Source organism: Streptomyces hainanensis (genome assembly GCF_004348415.1).
In the GTDB taxonomy this organism is placed as follows: domain Bacteria; phylum Actinomycetota; class Actinomycetes; order Streptomycetales; family Streptomycetaceae; genus Streptomyces; species Streptomyces hainanensis.
On record NZ_SMKI01000174.1, the window covers coordinates 1 to 14371 of the forward strand.

The following is a 14371-nucleotide window of genomic DNA, read 5'->3' on the forward strand; positions in this document are numbered from 1 at the left end:
CGACAACGGCGGCCACCACCACGGCACGTACGTTCCCCCCGCGCATCCCCCCAGGCTACCGACGCCGATCCCCGAGTGGCTGAAGCCCAGCTCCCGGGCCCACGCCACGAACAACCCCGCGCGGGCATGCCCATGAGTCACTCCCAGGGGACAGCCCCGCGCAGGCGGGGACCACCGGCGCAGCTTGACGCCGGCCATGGAAAGCGCGGGAACAGCCCCGCGCAGGCGGGGACCACCCGGAGTTCAACGGCCAGGTCGCAGGTGTGTGGGGAACAGCCCCGCGCAGGCGGGGACCACGTGCGCGCAAGGATGGGTCGGTCCTCTACCAGGGGAACAGCCCCGCGCAGGCGGGGACCACGCGAGGACATGGCCGAGCGCCGCACCTACGAGGGGGAACAGCCCCGCGCAGGCGGGGACCACAGGTCGTGACCTGCAGGTTTAGTCGCACAGGAGGCCGTTTTTGCTTACTTCTTGGAATCCCGGCATAGCGAAGTAATAGTGCAAAAGCGTCACGCTCCCTGTTCTTGTCCCGGTGCGTTCAGGGCCACTACCGTCCGCCGAAGCGGCGGCGTTTGGAGGCCTTGCTCCAGCCGGTGGGTGTGGTCGGGCGGCGGGATTTGTCGGTGGGGCGGTGGATGAGGGTCAGGCCTTCGCGGTCGGTGGGGTGCCAGGCGTGGTCGTGGGTTTCGAAGGCGTAGCCCTGTTCGTTGTTGGTCTGGTAGGCCATCAACGCGCGGCCCTGGCCGGAGTAGGCGCGGACCTCGTCCCACAACTCGTCCCGCACGCGCTTCGAGGGGGAGCCGAGGAAGACGCCGGGGGAGATCTCCAGAAGCCAGCGGGTGAGGAAGCCGCGGAGGCCGACGGGGCAGTTGGTCAGGACGATGACGGTCACCAGACCACCTCGTCTCCGTGGTTGCGGCCGCCGTCGACGTGGGTGTCGTGGTCGGACTGGAGAGTGACGCGGTCGCGGCTCTCGTCCGCCGTGTCGCGGGTGCCGTCGTAGCCGAGGAGGTCCTTGATGTCGCGGACACAACGGTCCAACAACCCGCCGCTGTTGACGCGGTCGCGCAACGCCCGCCGCGTTCGGGAGGCGACGTCCTCCTCGCCCTCGGCCGCCGCGTCGAAGGCGGCCGGGATGGCGACGTCCGTCTTGTAGAGGTCGGCGATGTCGAGCACGAACGACCGCTCGTGGCCAGAGTGGACGAAGCCGAGCCCCGGGGAGCAGCCGAGAGCCGCCACCACGGCGTGGGCGATGCCGTACATGCACTGCGCCGCCGCGGTGACGGCTTGGTTCGGCGCGTCGTCGGCCGAGAAGTCGTCTCGGTTGAACTCCCGGCGGTGCCATGGGACACCCGTGCGCGCCGACTCGCGGCGGTAGCACCGCTTCACCCGGTCGCCCTCCATCGACAGCAACTGTTGCCGGGTGCGCTCGGACGGGTCCTCGTCGGGGAAGCGGAGCCGGTACATGGCGCGGGCCACGTCGAGGCGGCTCCGGCGGTTGGCCCATGCCGTGGCCTGCGCCTCGACGAGGCCGGAGGAGCGGGTCAGGGCCCGGCCGCCCGCGTAGAAGCGGACGCCGTGCTCGCCGACCCACACCACCCCCGCCCCGGACTCGCCGAGGACGCTCATCGCCTGGTGGGTGACGCGGGTGCCGGGGCCAAGCAGCAGCGTGCCGATCGTGGCGGACGGGATGTGCGTGACGCCGTCGGCGTCCTCCGCCGTGATGGCGTTGTTGTCCCGATGGACGGTGCAACGCTCCAGATAGACGAAGGAGAGCCGGTCACCGACGCGGGTGAGTTCGCGGGGCGACGAGGCGCCCCGACGGCTGACGGTGGCCATGTCGGCGTCACCGCACCGGGGCGAGCGTCATCAGCCCGCAGCCGTACGCCTTGGCCTTGCCGAGGCCGCCGGTCAGGGTGGCGCGGAACGCGGCCGCGTCGGTGACCCGCAGCCGGCCGTCGTAGGTGACCGCGGTGAAGGTGACGTCCCGGCCGCGCTTCTCCTCCCCCTTGCCGAACCGGTGGTCGTGCCGGCCGTGCACGATCACCTGGTGCTCGTCCCCCTCCGGCAGCAGCCGGCGCTCGGCGGGCTTCTCCAGCACCGCGAACCCGGCGTCCTTCTGGCGCTTCAGCAGCCAGCCGAGCTGGTGGCGTGGCGTGCGGTGCGCCGTCCGCTTCGTCGGCTGGCCGTCCTTGACCCGGACGCTGTGGACCGGGTTGGCGGTGAGCCGGAAGGCCCAGGTGTCTCCGTCGGCGAGGTCGGCGAGGAAGCCGCCGTAGTCGTACGTCTGCCAGCCGGGCCCGTCGGCCGCCGGCCAGCCGGCCTGCTCGACCAGGTGGGTCAGGTCGGGACGGACCGGACTGACGAGGTACAGCACGGTGTCGGCGGGGGAGTTGTGGTCCACCCGCCACAGGACACGTGGCCCGGTGCCCTCGTGGTGCGGCAGGTCGGGGAAGGACATGGTGACCGCCCCGTGCATGCGGCGTGGCGAGCCGAGGAGGAGGCGGGCCTCGCGGCGCGCGGTGTTGACGCGGAAGCGGGTCAGGAACATCAGATCCTCCTCAGCAGTTCGACGGGGTCGTGGGCGGGCGGCCGGGGCCCGGCCGGTGACGGCGACGGCATCGGGGCCTCGACCGTCCGCGAGGTCAGGCCGCGCAGCCCGTACCGCCGGTGCCGGGGATCGAAGCTGATCGGCGCGTCGCGCAGGGTGAACTCCGGCTCCTCGCCGGGAGCGCACTCCAGGAGCAGGTCGAGCGGGACCGCCCCGCCGCGCGCGGTGGCCTGGGCGCGCCGCTGGTGCCAGGCGGACGCGTGCCAGGCCTCCCGCTCCAACGCCTGGACGAGGTCGACGCCGGCCCGCACGCCCAGGTCGACCGGCTGTGCCGGCGGGCAGGACCGGCGCCCCAGGTAGGGGAGGAACGCCGGGCGGCGGACGGCCTCGTCCAGCGCGTCGACGAGTGCCGGCTCTCCCTCCACGCCGGCCACGAAGACCGCGTCGGCGAGGTAGAAGCGCTCGGACAGCGGCATGGCCTTGTCCGACTCGGCGTGGTGCGCGGTGTGGAAGTCCCGTAGCCGGGTGCCTGGTTGGTCGACGCGGACGCCGAACCACAGCGCGCCGAGGTCCGACAGGTCGGCGTCCCGCGGCCGGCCCTGGGCGGCGGCCAGCAGGCCCAGCACGCCGCTCTTGGTCGGCGCGTTCTCCGTCGAACGGCGGGCGAACCGGGAGGTGGACCCCCAGGCCTGGAGGGGGCCCGCCAGACGCAGGAGCAGCACGCTCATGCCGACGGCCCCAGCCGGCCCGCGACCGCGTCCCCGACGCCCTCGACCAGCTCGCGGAGCGAGACCGCCCGGCCCTCCTCGACCAACTCCGCGAGCGGTGCGGTGTCCTCGCCGATCCGCATCAGCCAGGTGTGGTCGCGGTCCTCGCAGCCGTAGGCCTTCTCCAGCTGCGGAACGTACCGGGCGAGCTGCTGGCAACTCCCGTGCAGGAAGCCGCCTTCCGAGCCCTGCCGCACCGGGCGCTCGAAGGCCGCGACGAAGCTGATGGGGCGCGCCGTGCGGAGCTTCACGAGGACGGCGGAGGGGAGGGTGTGGTTGCCGAAGGTGTTGATCTTCCCGGTGGGGAGGGAGGCGATGAACGCCTCCAGGAAGGCCTCCACGGCGCGCCTGGTCGGCTGGGTGGCCGGCTCGTCTTCCCGTAGGCCGCCGCCCAGGTTCCGCTGGAGCCGGTCCACGTCGAGGGCCGCGTAACGGTAGAGGGTGGCCGAGTTGAAGTCGACGACGCCGATCATGCCGGCGCCCTTCTCGTCCTCCTTGTTCCGGTCGTCGACCGCCGTGTAGTAGTCGGACTCGATGTCGACCGGGTGGACGCTGATGGCGTGCGCGACCTGGGTGGCCGCCTCGACGTTGAGATCGGCCGCGTCGGCGACCATCCGGCCGAAGAGGGCGATGTCCACCGAGTGGTTGCTGTTCACCAGCCGACGAGCTTCGGCACGGTTCTCCTTGATCTTGAGGAACGCCTTCAGCGCCGCGAGGTCGCCGGTGCCGCCACTGCCCTTGACGGCCAACTCGGCCAGGCCGCCGAGCTGGTGGGCGCTGAGGAACATCAGATAGGAGGACTCGGGGGCGGGGGCCTGCTCCCCGGCGTCCGCGTTCTTGGCGCGGCGGGTTGGCGGCTCGATCTTGGAGCCGGTGGCGGTGCGCAGTGTCTCGGCGGCCAGTTCGACCGCGGCGGTCTCGGGCAGCGCCGGATCGAGCTCCGCGATCCGGCCGGCCAGCGCCTCGGCGACCTTCTTGGTGCGGACGCCGAGCTCCGACTCGTCGAGGAGCGAGTCGAATGCCGTGCGGGTGGCGCGCTTCCATGCCTGGCTCGACACCCGGGCCCGCCGCACGCCGCCGTAGATCGCGGACTTGGGCGAGCCGGTGTCGTCACGGTTGAGGTTGCTGGGTGGGACGGTCTGGAGGATGTGGATGTCGAGGATCGTTCGGGTCGTTCGGGGCGTTCGGGTCACGGGACTTCGGCTCCTGAGAGGTACTGCTGGGGTGTGGTCGACGAGGGGGTCAGGCCGCGGGCGTCTCCTGGGCCGGTGGGCCGGCGGGGGCGGGGCCCTTCGCGCCGCGCGCGCCGGCCAGGTGGAAGTCGCGCCCCCAGGCGCGGTGTACGTCTGCCCGGGTCGCTGGCGTCTGCCAGCGGTACAGCTGCTCCGCCAGCAGCCCGTAGTCGAGCGGCACCGAGTCGCGGCGCAGCAGCAGCACGATCTCGCGCAGCCGCCGGGCCAGGTCGTCGGGCGAGGCGGCGGTGCTGACGCGGACGAACCGGCGGCGTAGCGGTTCGTCGAGCTCGGTGTCGCCGCCCCCGGAGGCGTTCCGCATGAGGGCGCGGACGGCGGCTCCCAGACCACGGCCGTGCAGGTGCATGCCCCCGTCGCGGTGGGACTGTTGGTGCAGGGCCCAGAGCGTGACCGCGAGATGCAGCGCCTCCTCGGCGTGTTCCGGGTTGAGCCGGCGACGCTCGTCGTCGGGGAGCTCGTCGACGCCCTCGATCAGCCTCTCCATGCCGGTCAGGCCCAGCAGGTCGGGCACGGTGAGCGCTGGGCGGCCGACGCCGCGCCGGAGGCGGGCCAGGGTGGCGACGGCGGTCGCCTCGTCGTTGCGGTAGCCGCGTTGCAGGCGCCTGACGTGCTGGTCGACGGTCGCCCGGAGCAGGTCGCGGACGGTCGCCGGCGGGGGTGGGGCGGGGCTCTCGCTGGTCGTCATGCGGTCGACTCCGTCGGGTCGTTCGGGGTGGGGGTGGCTTCGACCGACGGGGCGGCGGCCGGCAGGACCCGGTTGAGCTGGCGGCGGAACCACAGGTCGGCCTGGGTGTCGTCGACCCAGCGCTTGCCGTGGTCCGCGGTCTCCACGTAGCGCCCCTCCCAGGTCGCCGGGCCGGCCGCGTCGAGGAGCCGACGCCCGAGGTCCCGGATGATCTGGTGCGCCGTGCGCTGCCAGACCTCCCTGGCGTGGGTGGGGTTCGCCGTGGTGCCGAGCTCGCGGAGCCAGCGGCGGTAGGGGCCGTCGAGGGCGCCGAACCCCAGGTCACGGGCGGAATCGGTGGGCGCGGCCGGATCGGACCCGGCCGCTCGGGCCAGATTGCCGGCGAGCTGCCCGAGGGCGCGGACGGCCGCGTCCGCGTCCGCCACGGCCTTTACCGCCGCGTTCCGGTACTCCGAGCCCTCCTCGTGGAGCAGGACGACGGGGTGCAGGACGCCGTCGTCCACCATCTCGTCGATGACGGACTGCTGGGTGCCGTACGCGGCGCCGACGACCCGCGTCCTGATGAGCGTGCCGCGCGGCAACGCCGCCTCGTAGCGGCTGGTCAGCCGGGCCACCCACTGGACGACTCCCGCCGTGAGGCTGTCCGCCCCCTCCTGCTTCTGCGCGGAACCGTCGCTCGGCGTGCTCTGCGGGAAGAGCAGGCTGGCCAGGCCACGCCAGGCGGCCCGGGCCGGGTCGTGCCCGCGCGGCAGGTAGACCAGGTGCCGCTTCAGCTTCTTCTCCTGGGCCCGGCTGCGCCGCCAGCCCGTCATCGGCTCCTTGTGCTGCCTGTTGTGCGGGGTGAGCGCGTCGCCGTAGCTGAGGACGACGCCGGTGACCTCGTCCGCCGTGTGGTGCAGCCGGACGCGCCGGGACTGCCAGGTGTAGAGGTCGCGTGGACCGGAGGGACGAAGCCGGCTCGGGTCGGGTGTGAACGGTGCCGGGCCGGGTGTGTCGGGCTGACGCCAGGCCGGCAGGTCCTCCTTCTCCGACCGCAGGAAGTCGTTGTCGCCGGCGACCAGGTTGAGCAGCAGCGTCTCCCGCAGGGACGAGCCCTCGATCATGACCCCGCCCAGGTTGCCCGCCCAGCCGACGCCCTGTGGATAGCCCTTGCCGCCCTTGACCCGCGGGTCGCCGACCGCGCCCGACTTGATCCCTGACGAGTCGAAGGCGTGCGCGTGCACCAGCCAGCGCGCGGCCTCGGCGAAGGAGAGCCGCGCCACGTGCGGTTGGCGCATGGTGAAGAACGGCTCGCCGTTCGGCACGTCCGCGACGATCCGGTTCAGCGACGACACCTCGTCGCTCCCGGTACGCAGGTCCGCCACCTGGAAGAAGGGGCGCGTCGGATGCAGGAGGTCGAACCGCTCGCGGTGGCGTTCCAGATAGTCGGGCACGGCGGCGAACGGCTCGTCCGCCTCCCACAGCTCCCGCCACTCGTCCACGTCCGCCGGGCCGTCCACCGCGTCGTACAGGATCGCCAACAGCAGCCTGACGAGGGCGAACTCCTGCGTCGGCACGTCGCCGACCAGCCGCCGGAGGCTGTGGGCCCGGGCGAAGACCTCCAGCAGCGAAAGGTCCGTGGTGGCACCGTCCACCCCCTGGGCCGGCAGCCATGGCTCGGCGACGAGATCGAAGGACGTCACCCGCTTCCCCATCTGCGTCACCACCTGTGTCACCCCCGCCGCGCGTCGTCCGCTTCGATGGAGGTCACCAGGAGCCCATCGTCGCGGCTGTACCTGAGCTGAAAGCCTGACAGGCGGGTCTGACAATCCTCGTCGAGGACGAGGATCAGCTCCCCCGCCAGCCACGGACACTCCTTCACCTGCCAGCCGGGCACGTGGCATTGCTCCAGTTCGTCGAGTGCCCGGTCGATGACCCACGGCTTGGTGAACTGCCACGGGAGCGTGAGGGCGCTGGCGGCCACCGCCGCCGCTGCCCTGGGTGGCGGCGGGCAGTGCTCGGGCAGTTCGAGCCCGCCGCGCCCCTTGTCCAGCCAGGGGACGGTGGCGAGCCTGCCGTCCGTCCGGCGCTGGACGACCAGGACCTCCAGGCTCTCCTCGCCGTCCCGTACCTGGGCCCGTCCCTTCGGGCTGTCGTCCGCGTCGCCGACCCCGGCGTCGATCCAGCCGACGATGGGCCGCCCCGGTTTGCGGACCGGCCCGAGCCGGAACGCGTCGGCCCGCTGGCGCTTGTCGACGAGCACCTCCTGGTACACGGCGAAGCTCTCGTCCATCGCCTCGGCCCAGCCGCTCGGACCGACGGGCGCGGCGCCGTACGCCGCCTGGACGAGCGGGCTGATGTGGGTGGGGAGGGAGAGCGGCTTCCCGTCGAGGTGCGGTTGAAGCACGGCGAGGGCGCGCAGGAGCGGGTACGCGCCCCGGTAGACGCTGCGCGAGCCCTGGACGGGCCGGGGCGGCTCCGCGTTCCACTCGACGCCGGTGACCAGGCAACGAGGCGCTTGGAGCCGGGGGGGTCGTGTGCGCGGATGGCGGTGCAGCCGACCCATGCGCTGCAACATCAGGTCCACGGGGGCCAGATCGGTGACGAGCAGGTCGAAGTCGATGTCCAGCGACTGCTCGACGACCTGGCTGGCGACGACGATGTGCCGGCCGGTGGGACGGTTCCCGTCCCGTCCGAAGCGCTCGCGCAGGTCGGTGTCGTTGCGGGCGCGGTCGGCGGCCAGGAAGCGTGAGTGGGTCACGGTGACGTTCGCAGGCCCGAATCGGTCGCGGAGCCGTTCCGCGGCTTCCAGCACCCGGTCCACCGTGTTGCGGACGACCAACGCGCAGCCGCCGTCGACCAGTTCGGCGTCCAACCGGTCGACGAGCGTCGTGAGGTCGTCGTCGAGCGGTTCGACGGCGATGTCGGTGGCGCGGCCCGCGGCGGCCGCCGGACGTGCGGTGATCGGGCGCTCGCCGGGGGCCGCGGCGGTCAACAGCGGGTAGCCGTCGACGGTTTCGACCTCCGCGTCGGCGTACGCCTCTACCAGCGCGCGTCGGCGATCGTCCGGCAGGGTGGCCGAGAGCAGGACGACCGGCACCCGGTAGGCGGCGAGCCAGTGCAGGACGCGCTCCAGGTACTCGTTCATGTAGGCGTCGTACGCGTGGACTTCGTCGATGATGACGACCTGGCCGGCCAGAGCGAGGTGGCGCAGCGCGAGGTGCCGGCTCTTGAGGCCGGCGAACAGCACCTGGTCGATGGTGCCGACCGCGAACGAGGCGAGCAGCCCCTTCTTGCGTCCGCGCAGCCACTGGTGTGCCTGGAGTCCGGTCGGCGCGGCCCGCCCGCGTTGGCGGGGGCGCGGCACCTCCTGCTCGCCGTCCGGTTCGACCGCCGCGATCGTCCGCTTCCCGGCCTGGAGGAGGCCGGCCCATTCGTCGTTGAGGGCGGCCTTGGCGTGGGCGAGGAAGACGGAGTGGCGTTCATCGCCCGGCAGGTGGTCCAGCCAGGACAGCAGGCGCGGCAGCATGGCGTCGCTCGTCGCCCGGGTCGGCAGCGCGATCAGGCAGCCGCCGGCGCCGGTCCGAGCGGCCAGGATCTCGGCGGCGCCGAGCGCGGCCTCCGTCTTCCCCTCGCCCATGGCGGCCTCGATGATCAGCAGCCCGGGGGTGGGCATCTCCCGGGCCAGCCTGATCGCCTGGCCCTGCACGGGCCGGATCTCGGCTCCGGGCGGAAGGTCGAAGCGGGCGGCGAACAACTCGGCGGCGGTGTCCTGCGGTTCGGCCGGGCGCCAGGGCCGGGGGAGATCAAGCCCTCGCCAGGCGGGCTCCAGCCGGTCGCCGGTGGAGGTGTACGGGAACAGCTCGGTCGAGCTGGCGATCCAGTCCGAGACGATCACGACGGCGGTGAGGGCGACCTGTGCGGGTTGCGACAGCTTGACGTCCCTCCAGGCCGGGAGCCTGTCGTTCACGTCGGCGGCGGCCGCACACGCGTCGATCAGCTCGAACTGCGTGGCGCGCCACAGGCTTTCGCTGGGGCCGGGGGTTCGGATCAGTTCGGGACGTGTGTCCAGGTCATGCAGCTGTTGAAACCCCGGCGGTACGCCGTGGTGGCCGCCGGCGACGATGGCGAACTGCCCGGACGCGCGCGCCGACCAGCCGTGCCGCTCCTCCAACCACTCCGTGAGCAGCAGCTGCCCGGCGAGCCCGTGCGGGGCTATTCGCCGGTCGTCACCGAACTGCTTCCGGTCCGGCATCTCGAGCCCGACCTCACGCATGCGGCCCGCCAGGCCGTCGACCTGGCAGGCGAAGGCGGGGGTGGCCTTCCCGCAGTCGTGGCTGGCCGCGAGCCAGACCGCGAGCCGGCGGGCATCTGCCTCCCCGCCGGGGAGGCAGCCCGCCACCAGCCGCCGGACGCTGCCGGGAACCCACTCGTTCCACAGGCGCCCGGCGACGGCTCCGCTGTCGGCCATGTGTTGCCACAACGGCAACCACCCGTCGGTATCCCGATCACGCTTCCCCCACGCCCGCCGCGCGGCCAGGGTCAAGCGGCCGAAGGGGCCCTGGTGGCTTGGGAGTTCATGATCCATGCGTGCATTCGACATCATCGAGGGCTGGTGATTGGCGGAGATGCGGGATCTGCCTGAAATTGACCGCCTGTGATCGAATGAAGGTCGGTTCCTTTCCGCCGAGCCGTGGTCGTTCGGTCAGAGGCTGGCGTGGTTGGTGCCGGTGGCTCCTGTGAGTGACCGAACGCGGGTGCGGGGAGCAGACGTGGCGCGAGAACCAGGAGGGCGAGAAGAAGGGAACAGCCCCGCGGGCGCGGGGAGCAGACGACATCGACTTTCCGTCTGACCTGCTGGACGGGAACAGCCCCGCGGGTGCGGGGAGCAGGACTGGGCGTGCACGCAGCCCTGGGCGCCCGAGGGAACAGCCCCGCGGGTGCGGGGAGCAGCGGTGGGGGTTCGGTGGCCCTCCAGGTTGAGAGGGAACAGCCCCGCGGGTGCGGGGAGCAGGGTGGATGTGGTTGAGAGCGATGACGGTGGGAGGGAACAGCCCCGCGGGTGCGGGGAGCAGCGTTCGGCCAGCACCTGGACAGAGTGGGCGATGGGAACAGCCCCGCGGGTGCGGGGAGCAGCCGGGCGACGTTCAGTCGCTCGTGGGCTATCTGGGAACAGCCCCGCGGGTGCGGGGAGCAGGCCGCGATGAATTCCCGTGCTGCGGTGGGGTCGGGAACAGCCCCGCGGGTGCGGGGAGCAGTCAGCTGATCGAGCAGCAGGGCCCGATCATCAGGGAACAGCCCCGCGGGTGCGGGGAGCAGAGGTCGTGACCTGCGGGTTTAGCTGGTGGGGCAGCGGTTTTTGCTCACTTCATGAGATTGGCGCGTTTCGGGAATAGCTCGCATCGTGGCAGCCTTCCTCCTGGCGCTCGATGAGTGGCCGTCAGTATTGGCCCCAGGTCGCGACCTTAGCCGCATGCACGACAGTGCGGGTGTCTTCGGCGGCACGCCGGTGACCTGTCCGCTCCCGATGAGGTAGCCGCCGAGGCCGGCCGCCGCGACGAACACAGCCAGGGCCAACGGCCCGGCAAATCGTCTTGGTGATGCCACGAGACACCATCGCCAGGCACCTGGGTGCCCTGGGTGCGGGGGGTGTCGGGGGCCTCGGCCGTGAGGCTGTCGGTTCGGCACGTGCTCGGCGCCTGCGCATCAGTGGCGATCAACGTCACCATGAACTGACCCTGGTGCACTTCCTGTTGCTGGGAGTGGAGGATGGCTCCACCGTTCGTGACGGGGTGCGTTACGTCCTCGGCGAGATGGATGCCTCGGCACTCAGTACGAGGTCGGCGCCCTTCGGGATGGTCCGCGTCACTGCCACGCTCCCGGTTCGAACCGGTAGGGCCGCGTGGCGTGCGCGATGTAGTCCAGATGCCCGGCGTTCTCCATCAGGTGAGTGAAGGCCCACGTCGAACCGTCCTCGGCATCCTCGGTCCTGGGGCTGAACAGCCCACACGCCACGCACTGCATGACGAACCTCACCGGCGGTGCCTCAGGGCGCTCGTCGGGACTGAAGGCGTGCTCGCGGAAGCGGTACCGCGCTCGTGTCATCGCGACACTGCTCCCGCAGCGCGACGCGCCTGTTCCATCCGTTGTGCCAACTCGCATGGCCTGTCGGGGACGCAGGTGTCGCACTCGACCCGGTGCATGGTGTACGCCGACTCCAGTCGCGCGATGTCGGAGGTGTGGAGGGTTTCGGAGCCTGGGTGCTCAGGCGTCGCCGACTCCACCGGAACAAGGTCTTCGGGTGAGCCTCCCATTCCCTGCCGCCGCCGATGGGGCGGAGCATGGCATACGGCCCCGCCATGCCCATGAAGGCGCCAACTCGGCCTTTGGCCGTGTCCCGTAGGAGTAACCCCACGTTTGGGTGACCAGGGCTACTGTTGTTCAAGGCTGCCTGCCTCTCACGGCGTATCTCGTGGGTACGAGTGGTTGGTGACCTCTGAGACTTGCTGATCACCGCAGCGTGAGGCCACTGCGAGAAGGCTGCATTTTCGGTGCGTCAGCGCTGCATCAGGTACCCTGACCTGGGCAAACCGTTGCTGTGGAGGATGGCATGGCGGAAAAGCGGCTGAAGTTCGCGCGCCAGCGAAAATCACGCGGTTTCACTCAGGAATCATTCGCGCACGCACTCGGGGTCGATCGCAGCACGGTTCAGCGATGGGAGCGGGGTGACGGAGAGCCTCAGCCTTTTCAACGTCCGAAGATCGCGAACCTTCTGGGTATTGCTCCCGGGGAATTGAACTCCCTGCTGTTCGCAGATGACCCGCAACCGGAAGATGCCAGCCGGTGGTTGGGTGTCGGCCTCCCGACTCATGAAGACGAGTTGGAAGCGCTGGAGTTGGCTCGACGTGTCCAGGCCAGTGACGTTGGCAACGAAACGCTGGGCCGTCTTGAGCAGGTGTTTGATGAACTGGCGACAGCCTACCCGGCCACTCCACCGCAGGAGTTGCTGGAGCGAGTACGCAAGCACACCGGCTACGTCAGCAACCTCTTGGGCGTGCGAAAGACGCTGGAGGAGCATAGGCGCCTCGTTGTCATAGGGGGATGGTTCTCGCTGCTCGGGGCCACCCTGCACATCGATCTGAATCAGCCGAATGCCGCCACGGCGAAGCTGAGAACGGCTGTTTCCCTTGCACGGCAGGCGGGTCATGTGGAAATCGAGTCCTGGTGCTACGAGACGGAAGCTTGGCGAGTCCTCACCGATGGTGACTATTCGCGAGCGCTCGAACTCTCTCTCATGGCGCAGAGTTTCGCTCCTGATGGTAGCTCTGTGGCTATTCAGGCGGCGGCGCAGGAGGGGCGGGCGCGAGCCAGGCTTGGGCAAGCACGCGAAACCTACCTGGCCATTGATCGAGTCCAGCGGCAGTCGGCGGCGCTTGGTATGAATCACCGACCGGAGCATCATTACCAATATGATCCCGCGAAATCAACGGCCTACACTGCCACGACACTTGCGTGGCTTGGGGACGTAGCAGCGGAGGGGTATGCCAGGGAGGTCATCGCCCGCCTTGCGCCCGGGGCTGACATCAGCAAATGGCCGCGCCGGGTGGCATCGGCGAATATCGATCTGGCTCTTACTCTGGTTGCCCATGGTCGGCTGGACGAGGCGTGTGACGCGGCACAGAAGGCGATACTGTCCGGGCGTGTTGTTCCGTCCAACCACTGGCGTGCACTTGAGGTTGTCACGGCGGTAGAACTGCGGAAGATCCCAGAGGCTTCGGACTTGCGTGAGGCGTTCGAGGGGATGAAGGGGCTGCCGCCGTTGAAGAAGTGAGCGATTGAACTCGCGAATGCTTTACCAGGGGCCTGTCCGCGGTGCGTGGGTGGTGTTTTGGGACAGCTTGGCCACCGAGTCGGGCCGTGTCAACGCAGACCGAAGCGCCGGTGATGACGTGGACCTCGAACTCCGGCGCGGCGACGGCTGGGTGGTCGGAGCCCCCCGGATGCGGGGAGCAGAGCGAAGACGGATTCCCCGTCAAGGACATCGAGGGAACAGCCCCGCGAGTGCGGGGAGTGGGCTCGGCTCCGGCCGAGCGGGGGCTTCTTCGCGGGAACAGCCCCGCGGGTGCGGGGAGTGGTACCGCCAGAACATCAAGCACATCCTGGCTGCGGGAACAGCCCCGCAGGTGCGGGGAGTGGTAGACGGCGGGCAGCACCTCGGCGAGACGCCGGGGAACAGCCCCGCAGGTGCGGGGAGTGGCGCGGTTGGCGCTCATGCCGCCTCCCGCTGCCGGGAACAGCCCCGCGGGTGCGGGGAGTGGAAGGCGTACACGCGCCCGGCCAAGCTCGACAAGGGAACAGCCCCGCGGGTGCGGGGAGTGGGCCGCCGGCCTGGTGGCCGGCAGCGACCCGGAGGGAACAGTCCCGCGGGTGCGGGGAGTGGATCCCCTCGACGGCGGTGCTGGCCTACTGGCCGGGAACAGCCCCGCGGGTGCGGGGAGTGGCAGCTGGTCCGACTCGACCCGTGCGGCTGCCTGGGAACAGCCCCGCGGGTGCGGGGAGTGGCGGATCATGCTCGCCGTCTACCAGCCCGCTGCGGGAACAGCCCCGCGGGTGCGGGGAGTGGAGGCGGATGCCGAGGTCGAGGGCGCGCTGGATGGGAACAGCCCCGCGGGTGCGGGGAGTGGCCCCGCCCTACCTACCGCCCTACCGCTGTCGAGGGAACAGCCCCGCGGGTGCGGGGAGTGGCAACTCGTCCTCGGTGAGGATGCGCCCCTTGCGGGAACAGCCCCGCGGGTGCGGGGAGTGGAGGTCGTGGCCTGCGGGTTTAGCTGGGGTGGGAGTGGATTTTACTCACTTCCTGAGGTTCGGGCCTTACGGGAATATTGGTCATTCTGGGCATTGTCTCCCCTGGGTGGCGAAATGGGGCTCGCGGCGAAGTGGGCCTGGGGGCCGGCAGGTTGCGGCGGCCGGGCCGGGCCGGGCACGGTCACGGGTGGCCTATCAGCCACACCAGTCGGACCTCGACCCGGTCCGGGAAGACCCGGTAGCCGATGGAGACGCCCGCGTGGGGGAGGACGAGGCGGCGGAGGGCGGTGGGGCCGAGGCCTTCGAAGTGTTCGCCGGTGGAGAGGGGGTG

At 71.0% G+C, this 14371-nt stretch carries 10 protein-coding genes and 3 CRISPR repeat arrays; of the genes, 1 reads left to right on the plus strand and 9 read right to left on the minus strand.

Translation table 11 applies throughout. The features are described 5' to 3' along the window. Nucleotides 1–146: 146 nt before the first annotated feature. A CRISPR array of direct repeats spans nucleotides 147–420; the repeat unit is 29 nt; unit sequence GGGAACAGCCCCGCGCAGGCGGGGACCAC. A 127-nt stretch (nucleotides 421–547) separates the two neighbouring features. The 9 genes from cas2e to E1283_RS17675 all read right to left on the minus strand — a co-directional run bounded on the left by cas2e (nucleotide 548) and on the right by E1283_RS17675 (nucleotide 11340). Then, entirely contained in the window at nucleotides 548–892 is a 345-nt protein-coding gene (cas2e, locus tag E1283_RS17635) for a type I-E CRISPR-associated endoribonuclease Cas2e (RefSeq protein ID WP_132819023.1), read from the minus strand. Further along, on the minus strand, nucleotides 889–1839 hold the full coding sequence (gene cas1e, locus E1283_RS17640) for a type I-E CRISPR-associated endonuclease Cas1e (RefSeq protein ID WP_132819024.1): 951 nt from the start codon (nucleotides 1837–1839) through the stop codon (nucleotides 889–891). The genes cas2e and cas1e overlap by 4 nt, the downstream gene beginning before the upstream one ends. A 7-nt stretch (nucleotides 1840–1846) precedes the next feature. After that, the gene (gene cas6e, locus E1283_RS17645) at nucleotides 1847–2551 is read right to left on the minus strand and encodes a type I-E CRISPR-associated protein Cas6/Cse3/CasE (protein ID WP_132819025.1); all 705 of its coding nucleotides are present in this window, start codon (nucleotides 2549–2551) and stop codon (nucleotides 1847–1849) included. Then, nucleotides 2551–3279 (minus strand): type I-E CRISPR-associated protein Cas5/CasD, encoded by a 729-nt coding sequence (gene cas5e / locus E1283_RS17650; protein WP_132819026.1) that lies wholly within the window; start codon nucleotides 3277–3279, stop codon nucleotides 2551–2553. Before cas5e ends, cas6e begins: the two co-directional genes overlap by 1 nt. After that, entirely contained in the window at nucleotides 3276–4511 is a 1236-nt protein-coding gene (cas7e, locus tag E1283_RS17655; RefSeq protein WP_132819027.1) for a type I-E CRISPR-associated protein Cas7/Cse4/CasC, read from the minus strand. The genes cas5e and cas7e overlap by 4 nt, the downstream gene beginning before the upstream one ends. A 49-nt stretch (nucleotides 4512–4560) precedes the next feature. Continuing rightward, nucleotides 4561–5256: a type I-E CRISPR-associated protein Cse2/CasB gene (gene casB, locus E1283_RS17660; RefSeq protein ID WP_132819028.1), complete on the minus strand. Its 696-nt coding sequence runs from the start codon at nucleotides 5254–5256 to the stop codon at nucleotides 4561–4563. Further along, nucleotides 5253–6962, minus strand: coding sequence for a type I-E CRISPR-associated protein Cse1/CasA (gene casA / locus E1283_RS17665; protein ID WP_243744908.1), 1710 nt, complete (start codon nucleotides 6960–6962; stop codon nucleotides 5253–5255). Before casA ends, casB begins: the two co-directional genes overlap by 4 nt. 5 nt (nucleotides 6963–6967) lie before the next feature. After that, nucleotides 6968–9706, minus strand: coding sequence for a CRISPR-associated helicase Cas3' (cas3, locus tag E1283_RS17670; protein WP_132819029.1), 2739 nt, complete (start codon nucleotides 9704–9706; stop codon nucleotides 6968–6970). Between the two features lie 331 nt (nucleotides 9707–10037). Then, nucleotides 10038–10554: a CRISPR direct-repeat array (repeat unit 29 nt; unit sequence GGGAACAGCCCCGCGGGTGCGGGGAGCAG). A gap of 546 nt (nucleotides 10555–11100) precedes the next feature. Further along, nucleotides 11101–11340 carry a DUF7848 domain-containing protein gene (locus E1283_RS17675; RefSeq protein WP_132819030.1) on the minus strand — a complete coding sequence of 80 codons (240 nt, stop codon included), beginning with the start codon at nucleotides 11338–11340 and terminating at the stop codon, nucleotides 11101–11103. Nucleotides 11341–11845: 505 nt separating this feature from the next. Here E1283_RS17675 and E1283_RS17680 point away from each other — a divergent pair. Next, the gene (locus E1283_RS17680) at nucleotides 11846–13066 is read left to right on the plus strand and encodes a helix-turn-helix domain-containing protein (RefSeq protein ID WP_132819031.1); all 1221 of its coding nucleotides are present in this window, start codon (nucleotides 11846–11848) and stop codon (nucleotides 13064–13066) included. 214 nt (nucleotides 13067–13280) lie between these two features. Next, a CRISPR array of direct repeats spans nucleotides 13281–14041; the repeat unit is 29 nt; unit sequence GGGAACAGCCCCGCGGGTGCGGGGAGTGG. Nucleotides 14042–14371 lie beyond the last annotated feature (330 nt).